This is a genomic window from Pantoea latae (assembly GCF_002077695.1).
GTDB classification, from domain to species: domain Bacteria; phylum Pseudomonadota; class Gammaproteobacteria; order Enterobacterales; family Enterobacteriaceae; genus Pantoea; species Pantoea latae.
The window spans coordinates 21,748-40,917 of record NZ_MWUE01000009.1 but is presented as its reverse complement, the minus strand read 5'-3'; the positions used below and the strand labels follow the sequence as shown (position 1 = coordinate 40,917).

Genomic DNA, 19,170 nt, shown 5'->3' with positions numbered 1-19,170 from the left:
TCCCGCCATCGGGAAAGGGAGTCGGGTCGATTAGATGCCGTACTCTTTCTGATAGGCGCGCACCTTCGCCAGATGGTCGGCCATTTCCGGCTTCTCTTCCAGGTAGCTAATCAGATCCGTCAGGGTAATGATGGCGGTGACCTGACATTTATAGTCGCGCTCGACTTCCTGAATCGCCGAGATCTCGCCGCGTCCGCGCTCCTGGCGATCGAGGGAAATCAGTACGCCCGCCAGCGTGGCCTGATGCGCGTTAATAATATCCATCGATTCGCGGATCGCCGTGCCGGCAGTGATCACGTCATCCACCAGCATCACGCGGCCCGCCAGCGGACTGCCGACCAGCAAGCCACCTTCGCCGTGATCTTTCGCTTCTTTGCGGTTAAAGCAGTACGGCACGTCGCGGTCATGGTGATCGGCCAGCGCCACCGCAGTCGTTGTGGCAATCGGAATGCCTTTATAGGCGGGACCGAACAGCAGATCGAAATCGACGCCGCCGTCGACCAGCGCCTGCGCGTAGAAACGGCCCAGCAGCGCCAGATCGCGACCGCTGTTAAACAGGCCGGCATTGAAAAAATAGGGGCTTTTACGGCCAGACTTCAGGGTAAATTCGCCAAACTTCAGCACCTGCTTGTTCAGGGCGAATTCAATAAACTGACGCTGCCAGGCTTTCATCTCTCACTCCTCTCGCAAAAAAAAGGCGACTCTCTGGTCGCCTGTTCAATCAGTTGTTCAGCGCCGCTTTCTGCGCCTGAATCAATTCTTCAATGCCGCCGCGCGCCAGCGCGAGCAGCGACAGCAGCTCTTCATGGCTGAACGGCTCGCCTTCCGCGGTGCCCTGCACCTCGATCATGCGGCCATCTTCCAGCATGACCACGTTCATGTCGGTTTCGGCGGCGGAATCTTCCACGTACTCCAGATCGCAGCGCGCTTCGCCCTCAACGATGCCGACCGAAATCGCCGCCACCATGCCTTTCATCGGGTTGGCCTTCAGCTTGCCGTCCGCCACCAGCTTGTTCAGCGCATCGGCCAGCGCCACGCAGGCGCCGGTGATGGCCGCGGTGCGCGTGCCGCCATCGGCCTGGATCACGTCGCAGTCGAGCGTGATGGTGAACTCGCCCAGCGCTTTAAGATCGACCGCCGCGCGCAGCGAGCGCGCGATCAGGCGCTGGATCTCCAGCGTCCGTCCGCCCTGTTTGCCTTTGGCCGCTTCACGCGCCATGCGGCTGTGGGTAGAGCGCGGCAGCATGCCATACTCGGCGGTCACCCAGCCTTGTCCCTGTCCTTTCAGGAAGCGCGGAACGCTCTCGTCCACGGTAGCCGTACAGAGCACTTTGGTTTCACCGAACTCGACCAACACTGAGCCCTCGGCATGTTTGGTGTAGTTTCGGGTCAGGGTGACGGGACGCACCTGCTGTGCGCTTCGGCCTGCTGGACGCATGGTAATCTCCGGCTGAAATGAATTGGCTGCGCATTATACGGACTTCCTCGCCGCCTGTCTTGCACGCGGGATTGCGCGGCGGCAGATGAATTTCCGCGCGGTCTGTGGCTAAATGCGCCTTCCTCACTCACTGAAAATAAAAAGTATGACCTCAATTCTTCATTTCCTGCTGGCGCTGACGGTGATTTTTGCCCTTGCGCTACTGGTCAGTCATGACCGCAAACAGATACGCCTGCGTTATCTCCTGCAGCTCATCGTGGCGGAAGCCGCGCTGGGGTGGTTTTTCCTGCACTCCGCCAGCGGCCAGGCGGCGGTCGGCGCCTTTAGCGGCTTTTTTGAGAAGCTGCTGACCTTCGCCGCGCAGGGCACCGACTTTGTGTTCGGCAACATGAGCAAACAGGGTCTGGCCTTTATCTTTCTCGGCGTGCTCTGCCCGATTATTTTTATCTCAGCGCTGATCGGCATCCTGCAGCACTGGCGCATTCTGCCGCTGCTGATTCGGCTGGTGGGCACGCTGCTGTCGAAAGTGAACGGCATGGGCAAGCTCGAATCCTTTAACGCCGTCAGCACGCTGATCCTCGGTCAGTCGGAGAACTTTATCGCCTATAAAGGCATTCTCGGCGATATCCCGCCGAAGCGTCTTTACACCATGGCCGCCACGGCGATGTCTACCGTCTCGCTCTCAATCGTCGGCGCCTATATGACGATGATCGAGCCGAAATATGTGGTCGCCGCGCTGCTGCTCAATATGTTCAGCACCTTTATTATTCTTTCGATCATCAACCCGAGCCAGCCGCAGGATGCGCAGCCGATCGCGCTCGATAAGCTGCATGAAGAGCAGAGCTTTTTCGAGATGCTCGGCGAATACATTCTGGCGGGCTTCAAGGTGGCGATGATTATTCTGGCGATGCTGATTGGCTTTATCGCGTTGATCGCCGCGGTCAATGCGCTGTTTAGCGCGCTGTTCGGCTAAAGCTTTCAGCAGATCCTCGGCTATCTGTTCTATCCCTTTGCCTGGCTGATCGGCATTCCCGCCGCCGATGCGCTGCAGGCCGCCAGCATTATGGCGACCAAGCTGGTGGCGAACGAGTTTGTAGCGATGATTGAGCTGCAAAAGGTGGCGGCGGGCATGACGCCGCGCGGACTGGGTATTCTCTCTGTGTTCCTGGTCTCGTTCGCCAACGTCGCCTCTATCGGCATCGTGGCGGGCGCCATCAAGGGGCTGGACGAGCAGCAGGGCAACGTAGTCTCCCGCTTCGGCTGGAAGCTGGTCTACGGCTCAACGCTGGTGAGCCTGCTGTCGGCGGCGTTTGCCGGCCTGTTTATCTGATCCATGCCGGGCGGCTTTGCCGCCGCCCTCTCTCTTCAGAATCCCACGCACGCTGGCGTATCGACGCGCATCACCGATTCCTGACCAAAGCGCTGCTTGTAAATGGTGCGCAGCGCTTCGATATTATCGTTCACGCCGTTTTCCGCACCGTGGATCAGCAGCAGCGCTTTGCTCGGTTCGCGCGCCAGCCTGCCGCTTTTTTCCAGCCACTGACCGCTGGCGTCATAAACGCTCAGGCCCGCCTTAAAGCGCGGCGTCACCTCTTTATCGAGGAACTGCTGCCAGTCGGCGCTGCTCACTCTCCCGCCCTGCGGTTTACTGAGGCCGAACCACAGCGTGGTCTGCATCATCATTTCGCCGCCTGCGCAGACGGGGATGGGTTTGGTCGGCGGCGCGGGCGGGCGCGGCGCCTGACAACCCGCGAGCAGCGCGGTCAGCGCCAGGGAAAGGGCAACAGAGCGAAACATCAGCACTATCCTTATTAAATCGGCCAGCGACCATCATAAGTCGCTGTCCGCAAAAGCGGAACTTTTTCCCTATTCCACGCGCGTATGCGCTTATGCCTGTTAGCCTGCGGCCGCTCTCGCTATACTTGCTGCATTATTTCTGACAAAGAGTAGCCGATTATGATCCGCAGTATGACCGCTTACGCCCGCCGCGAGGCCAAAGGCTCCTGGGGCAGCGCCGCCTGGGAGCTTCGCTCCGTCAACCAGCGTTACCTTGAAACCTACATCCGCCTGCCGGAACAGTTTCGCAGCCTGGAGCCGGTGATCCGCGAGCGCATTCGTCAGCGTCTGACGCGCGGCAAAATCGAGTGCAACCTGCGTTTCGACGCGGATCCCAGCGCGCAGGGTGAGCTGATGCTGAATGAAGCCCTGGCGAAGCAGCTGGTGCAGGCCGCCAACTGGGTGAAGATGCAGAGCGACGAGGGCGCCATCAATCCGATGGAGATCCTGCGCTGGCCTGGCGTGATGTCTGCCCAGGAACAGGATCTTGATGCGATTAACGCGCAGCTGCTGAGCGCGCTGGACGGCGCGCTGGATGACTTTATCGTGGCGCGCGAAAGCGAAGGCGCCGCGCTGAAGGCGCTGATCGAACAGCGCCTCGAAGGCGTGAAGCAGGAAGTGGCGAAAGTGCGCGCCCAGATGCCAGAGATTTTGAAATGGCAGCGTGAACGCCTGGTGACGAAGCTGGAAGAGGCAGAGGTGCAGCTGGAAAACAATCGTCTCGAGCAGGAGCTGGTGATGATGGCGCAGCGCATTGACGTCGCGGAAGAGCTGGATCGCCTCGACGCGCATGTTAAAGAGACCTATAACATCCTCAATAAGAAAGAGGCCGTCGGCCGCCGTCTCGACTTTATGATGCAGGAGTTTAACCGCGAGTCGAACACGCTGGGCTCGAAGTCGATTAATGCGGACGTGACGACGTCGGCGATTGAGCTGAAGGTGCTGATCGAGCAGATGCGCGAGCAGATTCAGAACATCGAGTAACGCCCCTGAAAGCATGGGCGGCAATCCTGGCGCAAACGGGGTTTGCCGTCCTGACCTACTCCTGATACAGCCTCGCTTCGACATTCAGCTCAGCTTAACGGCGCCAATCAACCTCCAGAGTTACGTTTTTTACTGCGCGTCTGACGGCGAAAAATTGCGCATTCACGCGTAAATGCTGCGTAAATAACCATGTGGAAACATTTCCGGACCGTTCTTAATTTGAGTGCATTTTACACAACGTCGCTGTTTTTCAGTGCTATAACCTGCTGATTGACCTGCCTATTTAAAAAGCCGTCGGATAATTTTTTCAGATGGTCACTTGCTCAATGAAACATTTCAGTCTACCGGATTCGACAGTTTCGCTTTTCTTCGCGGCACTTTTTGCTAATGTGCCGGTCCGATAACGTATTAGCTGTAGCGCCTGAGGAACTTAGGGAAGCCTTCTTTATGCGATACATACATTCATCACATAAAGGTGCGCTATGAAAAAGACCGGAGCTTTCTGCCGTTCAATGCTGCATCCGCGTTACTGGTTTACCTGGTTAGGTCTGGGCATCCTGTGGCTGCTGGTTCAGCTTCCTTATCCTCTTCTGATGCGTCTCGGCGCTAACGCCGGCACGCTGTCTCGCCATTTTCTTAAGCGCCGCGAGCGTATTACGCGACGCAACATCGAACTCTGTTTTCCCGGCATTCCCGAGAGAGACATCGAACGCATGATCGCCGGCAACTTCGCTTCGCTGGGTATGGCGCTGGCGGAAACCGGCATCGCCTGGTTCTGGTCCGATCGCGCCGTGAGAAAGCTGTTTGAGGTGTCAGGCATGCAGCATCTGCAGTCCGCCATGGAGCAGAAACGCGGCGTGATGGTGATTGGCGTGCACTTTATGTCGCTGGAGCTGGGCGGCCGCATCAGCGGTTTGTGCCAGCCGATGATGGCAATGTATCGTCCGCACAACAACCGGGCGATGGAGTGGGCGCAGACTAAAGGGCGGATGCGATCTAACAAGGCGATGATTGACCGTCGCGATCTGCGCGGCATGGTGCATGCGTTGAAGAAAGGCGAATCGGTCTGGTTTGCGCCGGATCAGGATTATGGTCCGAAAGGCAGCGTCTTCGCGCCGCTGTTCGCCGTTGAGAAGGCCGCGACCACCAACGGCACCTTCGTGCTGTCGCGCCTCGCCAACCCGGCGATGCTGACCATCGCGCTGATCCGCAACCCGAACAACTACGGCTATCAGCTGATTATCGATCCTGAGCTGGAAAACTATCCGCATACCGATGAGGCCGCTGCCGCTGCCTATATGAACAAGGTGATTGAAAGCCAGATCCTGCGCGCCCCTGAACAGTATCTGTGGCTGCATCGCCGCTTCAAAACCCGCCCGCCAGGCGAAGCCTCGCTCTACGTCTAATCCGCCGCGCCACTCGTGGCGCGGTTTTTCGCATTGCGCCGCTGGCATCCAGCGGCCGATTGCTGAATGATGGGGTTTCATCTGTTTGTGCAGGAACCTCGTATGGATATGAATCAACGCTGGCAGCGTCCTCTGCCTGACGATCGCCTGACCCCTTACATTGAAATCGACGTCGCCAGGCTGGAAAGCAACCTGCAGGCGATGCAGGAAAAAGCGAGCCGCGCTGGCGTCACGCTGCGTCCCCATATCAAAACCCATAAAAGCCTGTTTATCGCCCGCCGTCAGCGCGCGCTGGGCGCCTGCGGCATTACCGTTTCAAAGCCGAGCGAAGGCGAAGTCTTTATCCGCGGCGGCGAACGCGACATTCTGCTGGCCTACCCGGTTATCCGCGCGGCAAGCGTGGCGACGCTGCTGAAGCTGGCGGCGCAGCACGAGGCGAAAGTGACGCTGATTGTTGATGCGCAGCACGGCGTCGCCGCAATCGCCGACGCGCAGCGCCAGCAGCCGGATGCTGACGTCGCGGTGGCGATTAAGGTCGATGTCGGGCTCCACCGTATTGGCGTCGATCCCCATGGCAATGACGCGGTTACGCTGGCGCAGGCTATTCAGGCGGCGCAGCTGCCTTTCGCCGGTCTGGTGTCGCACGCCGGACACGCCTATGGCGCAGGTCATCCTGAGGCCATTGCGCAGATTGCGCTGGAAGAAGCGCGTCTGATGCAGCAGGTGCAACGTCAGCTGCGCGAAGCGGGTTTCACCGCCTGCCCGATCTCCGTCGGCGCCACGCCTACCGCGCTGGCCGCGCCTGTCGCTGAGGGAACAGATGAAATCAGACCCGGTAATTATGCCCTGCTCGATCTGACCGCCTGCCGTCTCGGCCTGAGCCGCGTTGACGATCTGGCGCTGAGCGTGATTAGCCGCGTCGTCGCGGTTAACCGCCATTTCGCCATTATCGACGCTGGCTCCAAAATGCTGAGTTCCGATAAAGGGCCGCACGGCACCAGCGCCAGCGGCTTCGGCATTGCCGTTGATGAGCAGGGCATCTGCTATGAGATCGCCAAACTGTCAGAAGAGCACGGCTTTATCGCCTGGCAGGAAAAAGCGCCTCGCGTCGGCGCGCTGCTGCGTATCTACCCTAATCACAGCTGTGCGGTGATGGCGCAGTCAGACAGCTATGTGCTGCGCTACGCCGACGGTCGCGCAGAAACCCAGCCCGTCGACGCGCGCGGACAGTTTATCTGAGCGCAGCGCGGCAGATCGTCTGGCCTGCCGCGCGGGCGAAACCCCGTCTGCGCCACACTTCTGATGGCGCAACGTTCTCCCTCTGCGTTCGCCATGCTTTAATGCCTTTTTAACCACGTTTCGGAGGTAGCATGTTGTCGTCACAGGTTGTCAGTCAGACCATTGCGCGTAACTGGTTAGATTTATATGAAACCATCTGGAAACCCGACTACTTTGCGAAATGGGCATCTGGGCTGAGCAGCAGCTCGCTAGAGCAGGAGGGAAACTACTGGCGCGCCCGTGGACCCGAAGGCTCAGTAAAGCTTCGCTTTACGCCGCATAATCCCTTTGGCGTAATGGATCACTGGATAGACAGCGGCTTTGGTAAAGAGATTTATATGCCGATGCGCGTCGTCGCCAATGAACAGGGCGCAGAAATCGTAATGGTGGTTTATCGCCAGCCGCTGATGTCCGATGAGAAGTTTTCCCAGGATATTGAATGGGTAAGAGGCGATTTAGCCCGTCTTAACCGCCTGCTCACCCAGTAAAACCGGCTAAAAAGCCGCCAGCCTTTAGTTCGGGCTGGGCCTTACGGCTCAGAAAAGTGAAAAAAGTGCGCTAAAAATGTATTAGCACTTTTCCCTGCCACTTAAGCATTGCACCCCTTTCACAACAGTTTCATTAAAGCCCGCTATCCGGGAAAACTCCTGGATGGCGATCCCTGCCGCTTCGCTGACATGCCTGACCCGCGTGCTTTTGCCGCGATCGCCCTTTTTTTAACCCTGTGGTTTGCCCTTTTTACTGCACAACGATTAATAAAGCTTTATGGCCCAGGTTAAAAATATCTCATGCAAAAAATGAATCCATTTATTTCTGTGGCGGCTTTATCGGACTTTTCTGATGGTGTGGAATTAAAAAAAACGAGGTATAAATCATTCACACACAGCAACACTTAAAATAACAACACCAGGAAAATAAAAAATGGAATGCTCAACGATGGCTTTGCTTTCTGAAGACGAACTTGTTGAGATCGCTGGCAGGATGCTGGCAGGAGAATATAAAACAATAACAGGGTTTTCCCAGGATCTGGCCGCTTTTCTGTTAAGCACAGAAAAGCGCGCCTTGTCCCGGGATAATAAAAATACCGGGGATATTATTTTCGTCTCGGAAATTCATCGCATTGAATCAATAATAACAGGCGAAGCCTGGCGCACAGCGTCTGGACTCCGCTCAGGCGTATGGCATTAATTATCTGGATGAAATAGTCCGCTATTTCACGCGTAACACTTTATTCGGTACATGTACCTAACGAGCATATCATGGCGATACGTGAAAGTAGTCTTGCGAGCGCAAAGTGGTCCATTCTTTCGTCAATTAAAATTATCGGCATTGGCGTGCTTCAGCTCTCTTTACTGGCGCAAATACTACAGGCCAATGAGTTGAATTTACTGGCTATTGCCATTATCGGCCTGCTGATTATCGACACTCTCGCCGATCGCGGCTATTCAAACGCGCTGATCCGCAACGGCAATCTGTCGGTACGCGATCAGTCGATGCTTTACTGGGGAAATATGCTGCTGAGCCTGGTGATTTTTGCCGTGCTGTTTACCGGCAGCGATCTTATCGGCACTTTTTTGCAGCAGCCTGAGCTGGCCATTATGCTGGAAATGGTCTCGGTTATTTTTATTATTATTCCGCAAGGGCAACATTACCGCGCTATTTTACAGCGTGAAAAACAGTACACGCGCATTGCTTTTACCGAAACGGTATCGGTACTTTTCGGTCTCGGCGTCACGTTATTTACCGTCTGGCTGACGCCGTCGGTGCTGTGCGCCATCTGGGGTTATCTGGCAATGGCCTCCGTGCGTATGCTGATCTATTGCTTTTATGGTCGCTCAAGCTTCCAGCCCGAATATCGTTTTAACCTGAAAGATTACAGCCGTATTCGTGCAAGAACTCAATAATAAAAACAAGTCTGTATGGTGGGCTCTGGGCATCTGAAAAGATGCATTCGCGTGCTGGCGACGGCACGCTTTTTTCTTTTCCGCTTTTACGGTTTTTATTTTCGCAGCGAGTAGCGCTTTCCGATCGTCTCTTTTCCTGATGCGACGCGATGTCGCCTCTGTTCTTAGCCCCTTTTGCACCTCTGTTCATTCATCGATTCGTTTTTCTTATCTCAAAGACGCCGCAGCACACAGGCGTTTCTCACACCATCCCCGTTTTTCCGCGCGTCGGCATAAGATAAACTGATGCGAAGCGATCGCCTGAGAATTTCTCAGTAGCGGATATTTTATCAACCTCGTAGCCTTGCCGCCCACCCACTGGAGCCTGCTATGTTATTAACCGTCCTCTATATCATCGGCATTACGGCGGAAGCCATGACAGGCGCGCTGGCGGCCGGAAGGCGCAAAATGGATCTTTTCGGCGTCATCATTATCGCTTCAGTGACGGCAATCGGCGGCGGCTCGGTGCGCGATATTCTTCTCGGCCACTATCCGCTGGGATGGGTAAAACACCCGGAATACATCATGATCGTCGCCGCCGCAGCGGTGCTGACCACCTGGCTGGCGCCGCTTATGACCCATCTGCGCAAAGTGTTCCTGGTGCTGGACGCGCTGGGCCTGGTGGTTTTCTCGATTATTGGCGCGCAGGTGGCGCTGGATAGCGGCCATGCGATGATTATCGCCGCCATCGCCGCGGTGATCACCGGCGTATTCGGCGGCGTGCTGCGCGATATGTTCTGCAACCGCATTCCGCTGGTGTTTCAGAAAGAGCTGTACGCCGGCATCGCGTTCGCCTCTGGCTGGATCTATATCCTGCTGTTAAAAACCTCGCTGGCGCACGAGGCCGTGGTAATCATTACGCTGCTGTTCGGCTTTCTGGCGCGTCTGCTGGCGCTGCGCTTTCGACTGGGCCTGCCTGTTTTCAACTATCCCCATCCGGAACATTAAGGCCTGGCGGGATGCCCTGCTGCTGCAAAAAGAGGATTAGCCTCTGAATGCGCGTATCCTGCAGCATGGCGTAAATACGCTGCGCCAGGGTCGTACCGACGCCCGGCAGCGTCTGCCAGTGTTGCACATCGCGCTGCTGCACCTCTTCCCAGGTTCTGTCTGATAAAGCATTCAATGCGCTGCGCGGCAAGGGTATGCCGAGCGCGCTGAGCCAGCGGCGCAGCGGCTGCTGTCGCGTCAGGTTGAAGCGATGCCAGAGCTGCTGCGCACGCGCCGGACTGATGCCGGAGGCCTGCATGAGTTGCGCTGGAGTCAGCGTCAGCCAGGAGAACAGATGCTCCATCGCGCCGGTATCCAGCAGGCGCAGCCAGGTGCTGCGCTGCGCGCCGGCAATATCCAGTACCGCTTTCTGACTCAGCCAGCTTAGCCGCGCCAGCATCTGCTGACGGCAGGCCGGTGTGAAATAGAGGCAGCTCAGTGGCGTAAAGCTGCCTGGATCGGGCGGAATCGGGTAGTGGCGTTCACCCACGCGCCAGAGCACCCTTTCCAGGCGCGGGATGCCCTGTCCCGCCAGGCTGATCGCCACCTGATCGCCCGCGATAACATCCCATGCGCGCCAGCGCCGCAGCGAGCCGAGACTCACCCGCCGTATGGTCTTGTCGTCAAGCTGCACCGGCTGGAGATTGAGCACCACGGCAATATTGCCGGTGCGGCCGACGTTGAAGTCGACCGAGCGCACCTCGCTGGTCACGTCCGGCGGCCTGAACTTCCACGCCACCGCCCAGTCGCCTTCGCCGGGCATCCAGCTTTTTCCGGCGGGCCGCGTCGCCTGATGCACCACCACGCCGTCTGTCGCAAAGGGCAGCGGCGCGTGGAACCAGCGATCGCGCCAGACGGCCACCGCCTCTTCATCGCTGACGGGCTGGCTCCAGGCCTGCGCCAGCCCGAATCCCCAGGCGGCAAGCTGTTGCAGGCGCGCCTCCATCGCGGCGGGGCCATCTGGCCAGCCCCAGATAAACAGGCCAATACGGCCTAACAGCGGACTGGGCGCGTGGCGCATCAGCGCGCCGGCTACCTGCGCGCGCGCGTTTTGACCGCCGTCGCGCGCCTGCTGATGATCGGTCATCTTCAGGAAGAGTTCCCCTTGCAGCACCACGCGCGGCGCATCGCTCTCAATCGTCAACGGAATAGCGGAGATGTAGGGCGCCTTCGCCAGCCATGATTCGCCATGCAGGCCGTCACCGCGGCTCACCAGCGCGGTGAGCTTTCCCGCTTCATAGAGCAGCGTCACCGCGACGCCGTCGATTTTCGGCTGCACCCACATATCCCGACGCCCCTGCATCCAGTACGCCAGCGCCAGCTTGTCACGCACTTTTTTTACCCCGGTATGGGCAACGGGATGCGCGACGGCGCCGCCCGCGGGCAGATGAGGCGCATAGGCCGTGCGGCCCGGGGTAAAGCAGCTCTGCCAGCTTTTCAGGCGCTGCAGCAGCGTGTCGTAGTCCGCATCGCTGACCAGCGTTTTTCCGTCGCGGTAGTAGGCGTCATCCCAGCGTCGCAGCTGCTGCTGCAGACGGGCGATTTCATCGGCGGCGCGGGCGGGCGTCCAGACCGGACAAAGCGCGCTGACCGGCGCGGCAGCCAGCAGCAGCAGGCACAGCAGCAGACGTAAGCTCTCTTTCATGGCGGGCCTCCTTAACCTTTCGTCTATTAGAGCGGCGCGAAAAGGCGAAGGCGACAGGCAAACCGGCGCAACGGAACCGGCCGCGCAACAAAAGCGGTGATTTACAGGCGGGCGACCTCCGATTTACGCGCCGCGCCGCAAAAGATTTAGCGCAGCGCCGCGCGCAAACGCTGCGTGACGGCCCTAAGCCGTGTATACTGTGCAGGAAATCGACTCCGCTCTTTACTCAATTCAAGAAGACCATGGCTCAAGGCACGCTTTTTATTGTTTCCGCCCCCAGTGGCGCGGGTAAATCCAGCCTGATTCAGGCGCTACTGAAGACACAACCGCTGTACGATACGCAGGTGTCTGTTTCCCATACCACCCGCGGCATGCGTCCCGGCGAAGCCCATGGCGAACACTACTACTTCGTCTCGAAAGAGGAATTTGAAGCGATGATCGCGGAAGATGCCTTCCTCGAGCATGCCAAAGTCTTCGACAACTATTACGGCACGTCGCGTAAAGCGATTGAGCAGGTGCTTGCCACCGGCGTCGATGTGTTTCTCGATATCGACTGGCAGGGCGCGCAGCAGATCCGCGCCAAAATGCCCGCCGCGCGCAGCATTTTCGTGCTGCCGCCGTCGCAGGACGAGCTGGACCGCCGTCTGCGCGGTCGCGGTCAGGACAGCGAAGAGGTGATTGCCCGCCGTATGGCGCAGGCGGTCTCTGAGATGAGCCACTACGCTGAATACGACTATTTAATTATCAATGATGATTTCGATCTGGCGCTGTCAGATCTGAAGACCATTATCCGCGCTGAACGCCTGCGCATGGGGCGCCAGAAGGCGCGCCATGATGCTTTAATCAGCAAACTATTGGCAGTCTGAAGTCAGTTTCAGTATTATGCCCAGTCATTTCTTCATCTGTGGAGTAGCACACCTATGGCACGCGTAACCGTTCAGGACGCAGTAGAAAAAATTGGTAACCGTTTTGACCTGGTGTTGGTCGCTGCACGTCGTGCACGTCAGATGCAGGTAGGCGGCAAAGATCCGCTGGTTCCGGAAGAGAACGATAAAGCCACCGTTATCGCCCTGCGCGAAATCGAAGAAGGCCTGATCACCAACCAGATCCTCGACGTGCGCGATCGTCAGGAGCAGCAAGAGCAGGAAGCCGCTGAATTACAAGCCGTTACCGCTATCGCTGAAGGTCGTCGTTAACAGCAACCTGCAGGCCAACCTTGTATCTGTTTGAAAGCCTCAATCAGCTGATTGAAAAATACCTGCCGGAGGAGCAAATCAAGCGCCTCCAGCAAGCGTACCTTGTCGCACGTGATGCTCACGAGGGACAGACACGCTCCAGCGGCGAGCCCTACATTACCCATCCAGTCGCCGTCGCCTGTATCCTGGCAGAGATGAAGCTCGACCATGAAACCCTCATGGCCGCGCTGTTGCATGACGTGATCGAAGACACGCCGGCGACCTATCAGGATATGGAGCAGCTGTTCGGCAAAAGCGTGGCGGAGCTGGTAGAGGGCGTATCCAAGCTGGATAAGCTTACCTTCCGCGACAAGAAAGAGGCGCAGGCAGAGAACTTCCGCAAGATGATCATGGCGATGGTGCAGGATATCCGCGTCATTCTCATCAAGCTGGCCGACCGTACGCACAATATGCGCACCTTGGGCGCGCTGCGTCCGGACAAGCGTCGCCGCATCGCGCTGGAAACCCTGGAGATCTACAGTCCGCTGGCGCATCGCCTGGGTATCCATCATCTGAAAACCGAGCTGGAAGAGCTGGGTTTCGAGGCGCTCTACCCGAATCGCTACCGCGTGATTAAAGAGGTGGTGAAAGCGGCGCGCGGCAACCGCAAAGAGATGATTCAGAAGATCCTGTCGGAAATCGACGGACGTCTGCAGGAAGCGGGCATTCCCTGTCGCGTCAGCGGCCGTGAAAAACATCTCTACTCGATCTACCGCAAAATGACGCTGAAAGAGCAGCGCTTTCACTCCATCATGGATATCTACGCGTTCCGCGTGATCGTGAAGGATGTGGACACCTGCTATCGCGTGCTCGGTCAGATGCACAGCCTGTACAAACCGCGTCCAGGCCGCATGAAAGATTATATCGCTATCCCCAAGGCCAACGGCTATCAGTCGCTGCATACCTCGATGATCGGACCGCACGGCGTGCCGGTCGAGGTGCAGATCCGTACCGAAGATATGGATCAGATGGCGGAAATGGGGGTCGCCGCGCACTGGGCTTACAAACAGGCGGGCGAAAGCGGCACCACCGCGCAGATCCGCGCCCAGCGCTGGCTGCAAAGCCTGCTGGAGCTGCAGCAGAGCGCGGGCAGCTCGTTTGAATTTATCGAAAGCGTCAAATCCGATCTCTTCCCTGACGAGATCTACGTCTTTACGCCGGAAGGGCGCATCGTCGAACTGCCGGCCGGCGCGACGCCGGTCGATTTCGCCTATGCGGTGCATACTGATATCGGCCACGCCTGCGTCGGCGCGCGCGTCGATCGCCAGCCCTATCCGCTGTCGCAGCCGCTCACCAGCGGCCAGACGGTGGAAATTATCACCGCGCCGGGCGCACGACCCAACGCCGCCTGGCTCAACTTTGTCGTCAGCTCTAAAGCGCGCGCCAAAATCCGTCAGCTGCTGAAAAACCTCAAGCGCGAAGACTCCGTCAATCTTGGTCGCCGTCTGCTGAGCCACGCGCTCGGCGGCAGCCGCAAGCTGGCGGAGATCCCGAAAGAGAATATCAAGCAGGAGCTGGACCGCATGAAGCTGACGTCGCTGGACGATCTGCTGGCGGAAATCGGCCTCGGCAACGCCATGAGCGTGGTGGTGGCGAAGAACCTGCTGCAGTCGACCAACGGGACGCCGCCGAGCAGCAGCAAGCGCGGCAAGCTGCCGATTAAAGGCGCGGACGGCGTGCTGATCACCTTCGCCAAGTGCTGTCGCCCTATCCCTGGCGATCCCATTGTCGCCCACGTCAGTCCCGGCAAGGGGCTGGTGGTGCACCACGAATCCTGCCGCAATATTCGCGGCTACCAGAAAGAGCCGGAGAAGTTCATGCCGGTGGAGTGGGATAAGGTGACCGACCAGGAGTTCGTGGCGGAGATCAAGGTCGATATGTTTAACCATCAGGGCGCGCTGGCGAACCTGACGGCGGCGATCAATACCGCAGGCTCCAATATCCAGAGCCTCAACACCGAAGAGCGTGACGGCCGCGTTTACAGCGCCTTTATCCGCCTGACCGCGCGCGATCGCGTCCATCTGGCGAACATTATGCGTAAAATCCGCGTAATGCCGGACGTGATCAAAGTCCATCGAAACCGTAATTAGCGCATGAACGCCCAACGTTTTGCTCGTATTCAGGAGATGCTGGCGCTCCGCCAGCACGACCTCACCGTCTGTATGGAACAGGTGCACAAGCCGCACAACGTCTCGGCGGTGATCCGCACCGCGGACGCGGTAGGCATTCACGAAGTGCACGCCGTCTGGCCGAGCGAACGCATGCGCACTATGGTTTCCGCTTCCGCCGGCAGCAACAGCTGGGTGAAAGTCAAAACCCACCGCCATATCGCCGAGGCGGTGACGCATCTGAAACATCGCGGCATGCAGGTGCTGGCGACCAATCTGTCGGCCAAAGCGGTCGACTTTCGCGACATCGATTACACCCGCCCGACCTGCATTCTGATGGGCCAGGAAAAAACCGGCATTACCGCCGAAGCGCTGGCGCTGGCCGATCAAGAGATCATTATTCCCATGGTCGGCATGGTGCAGTCGCTTAACGTCTCCGTGGCCTCCGCGCTCATCCTGTATGAAGCGCAGCGCCAGCGGCAGAACGCTGGGCTCTATCAGCGTCAGCACAGCCTGCTGGATGAAGAGGAGCAGCAGCGACTGCTGTTCGAAGGCGGCTATCCGGTGCTGGCGCGCGTGGCGAAACAGAAAGGCCTGCCCTATCCGCGCATTAACGCGCAGGGTGAAGTCGACGCCGACGCTGACTGGTGGGCGTTGATGCAGGCGACGGGGAAAAAGAAATGAAAGGCCGCCTGCTGGATGCCATTCCGCTCAGTACCCTGACCGGCGTCGGCGCCAGCCAGGCGGCGAAACTGGCTAAGCTCGGCCTGCACACCATTCAGGATCTGCTGCTTCATCTCCCGCTACGCTACGAAGACCGCACTCAACTCTACGCCATCAACGATCTGCTGCCCGGCATCTGGGCCACGGTAGAGGGCGAAGTGTTGCAGTCCGATGTCTCTTTTGGCCGACGCCGCATGCTGGTGTGTCAGATCAGCGACGGCAGCGGCATCCTGACCATGCGCTTCTTCAACTTCAACGCCGGCATGAAGAACAGCCTGGCGCCGGGCCGTCGCGTGACCGCCTACGGCGAGATCAAACGCGGCCAGCGCGGCGCGGAAATTATTCACCCCGAATATCGCGTGCAGGGCGAACAGAGCCCGGTGACGCTGGAAGAGACCCTGACGCCGGTCTATCCCACCACCGAAGGCATTCGCCAGGCCACGCTGCGCAGCCTGACCGATCAGGCGCTGACGCTGCTGGAGAGCGTGCCGATCGCTGAGCTGCTGCCGCAGGAGCTGGCGCAGGGATTGATTAGCCTGCCGGAGGCGCTGCGCACGCTGCATCGCCCGCCGCCCGATCTGCGCCTGAGCGAGCTGGAGCACGGCCGTCATCCGGCGCAGCGGCGTCTGATCCTCGAAGAGCTGCTGGCGCACAACCTCAGCATGCTGGCGGTACGCGCCGGGGCGCAGCGCTATTACGCGCTGCCGATGCCCGCGCGCCATACCCTGAGCGACAAGCTGCTGGCGGCGCTCCCCTTCTCTCCCACTAACGCGCAAAAACGCGTGGTGCAGGAGATTGAGCGCGATCTGGCCAATGATTTCCCGATGATGCGTCTGGTGCAGGGCGACGTCGGATCCGGTAAAACCCTGGTCGCGGCGCTGGCGGCGCTGGACGTGATTGCCCACGGCAAGCAGGTGGCGCTGATGGCGCCCACCGAGCTGCTGGCGGAGCAGCACGCCAGCAACTTCCGCAGCTGGTTCGCGCCGCTTGGCATCGAAGTCGGCTGGCTGGCGGGCAAGCAGAAAGGCAAAGCGCGCCAGGCGCAGCAGGAGGCGATCGCCAGCGGCCAGGTGGCAATGGTGGTCGGCACGCACGCGCTGTTCCAGGAGCAGGTGCAGTTCAACGGCCTGGCGCTGGTGATTATCGATGAACAGCACCGCTTCGGCGTGCATCAGCGGCTGGCGCTGTGGGAGAAAGGCGAAGAGCAGGGCTTCCATCCGCATCAGCTGATCATGACCGCCACGCCGATCCCGCGCACCCTGGCGATGACCGCCTACGCCGATCTCGACACCTCGACCATCGACGAGCTGCCGCCGGGCCGTACGCCGGTCACCACCGTGGCGATCCCGGACAGCCGCCGCGACGATATCATTGCGCGCGTGCGTCACGCCTGCCAGGAGGGCCGCCAGGCCTACTGGGTCTGCACCCTGATCGAAGAGTCCGAGTTGCTGGAAGCGCAGGCGGCCGAAGCGAGCTGGGAAGCCCTGAAAATTGCGCTGCCCGACCTGAATATCGGTCTGGTGCACGGCCGCATGAAGCCGGCGGAGAAACAGGCGGTGATGGCGGCGTTTAAGGCCAACGAGATGCAGCTGCTGGTGGCGACCACGGTGATTGAAGTCGGTGTCGACGTGCCCAACGCCAGCCTGATGATTATCGAGAATCCGGAACGACTGGGCCTGGCGCAGCTGCACCAGCTGCGCGGACGCGTCGGGCGCGGCGCGGTGGCCTCGCACTGCGTGCTGCTCTACAAAGCGCCGCTGAGCAAAACCGCGCAGCGGCGCCTGCAGGTGCTGCGCGACAGCAACGACGGCTTTGTTATCGCCCAGCACGATCTGGAGATCCGCGGCCCTGGCGAGCTGCTGGGCACGCGCCAGACCGGTAACGCCGAATTCAAGGTGGCGGATCTGCTGCGCGATCAGGCGATGGTGCCGGAAGTGCAGCGCGTCGCGCGCCATATCCACCAGCATTATCCTGAACAGGCAAAGGCGCTGATCGAGCGCTGGCTGCCGGAAAACGCGCGCTACACCAACGTCTGATCCCCTTTTATCCTTCTGTCGTAGCAGGGGGTTAAGATAAAGCCTGGCAAACGATTGCTTTCAGCCCGCAGCGGTTTAAAATCCCCCTCTTCACAAAACCGGGAAGCACGCTATGTCCGTTAATCAACCAGACGCCTCGCTATCTACCGCGACGCCAAACCAGAGCGAACTGATTTACCGCCTTGAAGACCGCCCGCCGCTGCCGCAGACGCTGTTTGCCGCCGGCCAGCATCTGCTGGCGATGTTTGTCGCGGTGATCACGCCCGCGCTGCTGATCTGTCAGGCGCTGGGCCTGCCCGCGCAGGATACACAGCACATTATCAGCATGTCGCTGTTCGCGTCCGGCGTGGCGTCAGTGCTGCAGATTAAAACCTGGGGGCCGGTGGGTTCGGGCCTGCTGTCGATTCAGGGCACCAGCTTTAACTTCGTCACCCCGTTGATTATGGGCGGCATGGCGCTGAAAAACGGCGGCGCCGACGTGCCGACCATGATGGCGGCGCTGTTCGGCACGCTGATGGTCGCCTCCTGTACTGAAATGGTGCTGTCGCGCGTGCTGCACCTGGCGCGCCGCATTATCACGCCGCTGGTCTCCGGCGTGGTGGTGATGATTATCGGCCTGTCGCTGATTCAGGTCGGGCTGACCTCTATCGGCGGCGGCTTCGCCGCGATGAGCGATCACAGCTTTGGCGCGCCGAAAAACCTGCTGCTGGCGGGCGTGGTGCTGGCGGTGATTATCGTGCTCAACCGCCAGCGCAATCCTTACCTGCGCGTCGCCTCGCTGGTGATCGCTATGGCGATTGGCTATTTCGCCGCCTGGCTGATGGATATGCTGCCGCAGTCCGCTGCGCCGGTCAGCCAGCCGCTTATCGCCGTGCCGACGCCGCTCTACTACGGTCTCGGCTTTGACTGGAATCTGCTGATCCCGCTGATGCTGGTGTTTATGGTGACCTCGCTGGAAACCATCGGCGATATCACCGCCACGTCGGACGTATCGGAGCAGCCGGTCAGCGGCCCGCTCTACATGAAGCGGCTGAAAGGCGGCGTGCTGGCGAACGGGCTGAACTCCTGCGTCTCCGCGCTGTTCAACACCTTCCCTAACTCCTGCTTCGGCCAGAACAACGGCGTGATCCAGTTGACCGGCGTCGCCAGCCGCTACGTGGGCTTTGTGGTGGCGCTGATGCTGATCCTGCTGGGCCTGTTTCCGGCGGTGAGCGGCTTCGTGCAGCATATTCCTGAGCCGGTGCTGGGCGGCGCCACTATTGTGATGTTCGGCACCATCGCCGCCTCTGGCGTGCGCATCGTGTCGCGCGAGCCGCTGAACCGCCGCGCCATTATGATTATCGCGCTCTCGCTGGCGGTCGGGCTGGGCGTATCGCAGCAGCCGCTGATCCTGCAGTTCGCGCCGGACTGGCTGAAGACGCTGCTCTCTTCCGGTATCGCCGCAGGCGGGATTACCGCTATTGTGCTGAACCTGATCTTCCCGCAGGAAAAGTAACCTTCTCTGGCGGGCTGCGGCCCGCCTCCTCTATTTAGCTGTATTTACATCCAGGC

General features: G+C 59.3%; 16 protein-coding genes and 2 pseudogenes. 14 read left to right on the top strand and 4 right to left on the bottom strand.

The features are described 5' to 3' along the window. Positions 1-30 precede the first annotated feature (30 nt). Both pyrE and rph read right to left on the bottom strand, forming a co-directional pair. Entirely contained in the window at positions 31-672 is a 642-nt protein-coding gene (gene pyrE, locus B2J69_RS07130; RefSeq protein WP_081137789.1) for an orotate phosphoribosyltransferase, read from the bottom strand. Positions 673-721: 49 nt separating this feature from the next. After that, complete coding sequence (rph, locus tag B2J69_RS07125) at positions 722-1,438, bottom strand: ribonuclease PH (protein WP_081137787.1); 717 nt, start codon at positions 1,436-1,438, stop codon at positions 722-724. Between the two features lie 145 nt (positions 1,439-1,583). Here rph and B2J69_RS07120 point away from each other — a divergent pair. Further along, positions 1,584-2,768 (top strand): annotated as a pseudogene (locus B2J69_RS07120) (NupC/NupG family nucleoside CNT transporter). A 35-nt stretch (positions 2,769-2,803) separates the two neighbouring features. Here B2J69_RS07120 and B2J69_RS07115 read toward each other — a convergent pair. After that, positions 2,804-3,235, bottom strand: coding sequence for a DUF3574 domain-containing protein (locus B2J69_RS07115; RefSeq protein WP_081137785.1), 432 nt, complete (start codon positions 3,233-3,235; stop codon positions 2,804-2,806). A gap of 159 nt (positions 3,236-3,394) precedes the next feature. Between B2J69_RS07115 and B2J69_RS07110 the strand changes: the two genes are divergently transcribed. From B2J69_RS07110 to B2J69_RS24290, 7 genes are all read left to right on the top strand, one after another. Further along, complete coding sequence (locus B2J69_RS07110) at positions 3,395-4,258, top strand: YicC/YloC family endoribonuclease (RefSeq protein WP_081137783.1); 864 nt, start codon at positions 3,395-3,397, stop codon at positions 4,256-4,258. Between the two features lie 482 nt (positions 4,259-4,740). Then, a complete protein-coding gene (lpxP, locus tag B2J69_RS07105; RefSeq protein ID WP_081137781.1) occupies positions 4,741-5,664 on the top strand; it encodes a kdo(2)-lipid IV(A) palmitoleoyltransferase in 924 nt (307 codons plus the stop codon). 102 nt (positions 5,665-5,766) lie between these two features. Continuing rightward, a complete protein-coding gene (locus tag B2J69_RS07100) occupies positions 5,767-6,903 on the top strand; it encodes an alanine racemase (protein WP_081137779.1) in 1,137 nt (378 codons plus the stop codon). A gap of 131 nt (positions 6,904-7,034) precedes the next feature. Then, a complete protein-coding gene (locus B2J69_RS07095; protein ID WP_081137777.1) occupies positions 7,035-7,430 on the top strand; it encodes a polyketide cyclase in 396 nt (131 codons plus the stop codon). 448 nt (positions 7,431-7,878) lie between these two features. Further along, complete coding sequence (locus tag B2J69_RS07090) at positions 7,879-8,130, top strand: hypothetical protein (protein WP_236722693.1); 252 nt, start codon at positions 7,879-7,881, stop codon at positions 8,128-8,130. A 71-nt stretch (positions 8,131-8,201) separates the two neighbouring features. Next, complete coding sequence (locus tag B2J69_RS07085; protein WP_081137773.1) at positions 8,202-8,846, top strand: oligosaccharide flippase family protein; 645 nt, start codon at positions 8,202-8,204, stop codon at positions 8,844-8,846. Between the two features lie 369 nt (positions 8,847-9,215). After that, a complete protein-coding gene (locus B2J69_RS24290; RefSeq protein WP_033754272.1) occupies positions 9,216-9,833 on the top strand; it encodes a trimeric intracellular cation channel family protein in 618 nt (205 codons plus the stop codon). Here B2J69_RS24290 and ligB read toward each other — a convergent pair. Further along, positions 9,774-11,517, bottom strand: a pseudogene (gene ligB / locus B2J69_RS07075) (NAD-dependent DNA ligase LigB); the annotation flags it as partial. The gene B2J69_RS24290 and the pseudogene ligB sit on opposite strands and share 60 nt — an antisense overlap. A 242-nt stretch (positions 11,518-11,759) precedes the next feature. On the opposite strand from ligB, the gene gmk reads away from it, so the two are divergent. The 6 genes from gmk to B2J69_RS07045 all read left to right on the top strand — a co-directional run bounded on the left by gmk (position 11,760) and on the right by B2J69_RS07045 (position 19,114). Further along, entirely contained in the window at positions 11,760-12,383 is a 624-nt protein-coding gene (gene gmk, locus B2J69_RS07070; RefSeq protein WP_081137771.1) for a guanylate kinase, read from the top strand. Between the two features lie 54 nt (positions 12,384-12,437). Next, entirely contained in the window at positions 12,438-12,713 is a 276-nt protein-coding gene (gene rpoZ / locus B2J69_RS07065; protein ID WP_013511051.1) for a DNA-directed RNA polymerase subunit omega, read from the top strand. Positions 12,714-12,733: 20 nt separating this feature from the next. After that, on the top strand, positions 12,734-14,842 hold the full coding sequence (gene spoT / locus B2J69_RS07060; RefSeq protein WP_081137769.1) for a bifunctional GTP diphosphokinase/guanosine-3',5'-bis pyrophosphate 3'-pyrophosphohydrolase: 2,109 nt from the start codon (positions 12,734-12,736) through the stop codon (positions 14,840-14,842). Positions 14,843-14,845: 3 nt separating this feature from the next. After that, positions 14,846-15,544 (top strand): tRNA (guanosine(18)-2'-O)-methyltransferase TrmH, encoded by a 699-nt coding sequence (gene trmH, locus B2J69_RS07055; protein WP_081137767.1) that lies wholly within the window; start codon positions 14,846-14,848, stop codon positions 15,542-15,544. Continuing rightward, positions 15,541-17,619 carry an ATP-dependent DNA helicase RecG gene (recG, locus tag B2J69_RS07050; RefSeq protein WP_081137765.1) on the top strand — a complete coding sequence of 693 codons (2,079 nt, stop codon included), beginning with the start codon at positions 15,541-15,543 and terminating at the stop codon, positions 17,617-17,619. Before trmH ends, recG begins: the two co-directional genes overlap by 4 nt. Positions 17,620-17,731: 112 nt before the next feature. Continuing rightward, positions 17,732-19,114, top strand: a complete 1,383-nt coding sequence (locus B2J69_RS07045) for a nucleobase:cation symporter-2 family protein (RefSeq protein WP_081137763.1) — start codon at positions 17,732-17,734, stop codon at positions 19,112-19,114. Positions 19,115-19,170: the final 56 nt, after the last annotated feature.

Excerpts from the sequence above, each read along its gene's own strand:
- pyrE (WP_081137789.1), bottom strand. The coding sequence starts at position 672 with ATGAAAGCCTGGCAGCGTCAGTTTATTGAATTCGCCCTGAACAAGCAG.
- rph (WP_081137787.1), bottom strand. The coding sequence starts at position 1,438 with ATGCGTCCAGCAGGCCGAAGCGCACAGCAGGTGCGTCCCGTCACCCTG.
- B2J69_RS07115 (WP_081137785.1), bottom strand. The coding sequence starts at position 3,235 with ATGTTTCGCTCTGTTGCCCTTTCCCTGGCGCTGACCGCGCTGCTCGCG.
- B2J69_RS07110 (WP_081137783.1), top strand. The coding sequence starts at position 3,395 with ATGATCCGCAGTATGACCGCTTACGCCCGCCGCGAGGCCAAAGGCTCC.
- lpxP (WP_081137781.1), top strand. The coding sequence starts at position 4,741 with ATGAAAAAGACCGGAGCTTTCTGCCGTTCAATGCTGCATCCGCGTTAC.
- B2J69_RS07100 (WP_081137779.1), top strand. The coding sequence starts at position 5,767 with ATGGATATGAATCAACGCTGGCAGCGTCCTCTGCCTGACGATCGCCTG.
- B2J69_RS07095 (WP_081137777.1), top strand. The coding sequence starts at position 7,035 with ATGTTGTCGTCACAGGTTGTCAGTCAGACCATTGCGCGTAACTGGTTA.
- B2J69_RS07090 (WP_236722693.1), top strand. The coding sequence starts at position 7,879 with ATGGCTTTGCTTTCTGAAGACGAACTTGTTGAGATCGCTGGCAGGATG.
- B2J69_RS07085 (WP_081137773.1), top strand. The coding sequence starts at position 8,202 with ATGGCGATACGTGAAAGTAGTCTTGCGAGCGCAAAGTGGTCCATTCTT.
- B2J69_RS24290 (WP_033754272.1), top strand. The coding sequence starts at position 9,216 with ATGTTATTAACCGTCCTCTATATCATCGGCATTACGGCGGAAGCCATG.
- gmk (WP_081137771.1), top strand. The coding sequence starts at position 11,760 with ATGGCTCAAGGCACGCTTTTTATTGTTTCCGCCCCCAGTGGCGCGGGT.
- rpoZ (WP_013511051.1), top strand. The coding sequence starts at position 12,438 with ATGGCACGCGTAACCGTTCAGGACGCAGTAGAAAAAATTGGTAACCGT.
- trmH (WP_081137767.1), top strand. The coding sequence starts at position 14,846 with ATGAACGCCCAACGTTTTGCTCGTATTCAGGAGATGCTGGCGCTCCGC.
- recG (WP_081137765.1), top strand. The coding sequence starts at position 15,541 with ATGAAAGGCCGCCTGCTGGATGCCATTCCGCTCAGTACCCTGACCGGC.
- B2J69_RS07045 (WP_081137763.1), top strand. The coding sequence starts at position 17,732 with ATGTCCGTTAATCAACCAGACGCCTCGCTATCTACCGCGACGCCAAAC.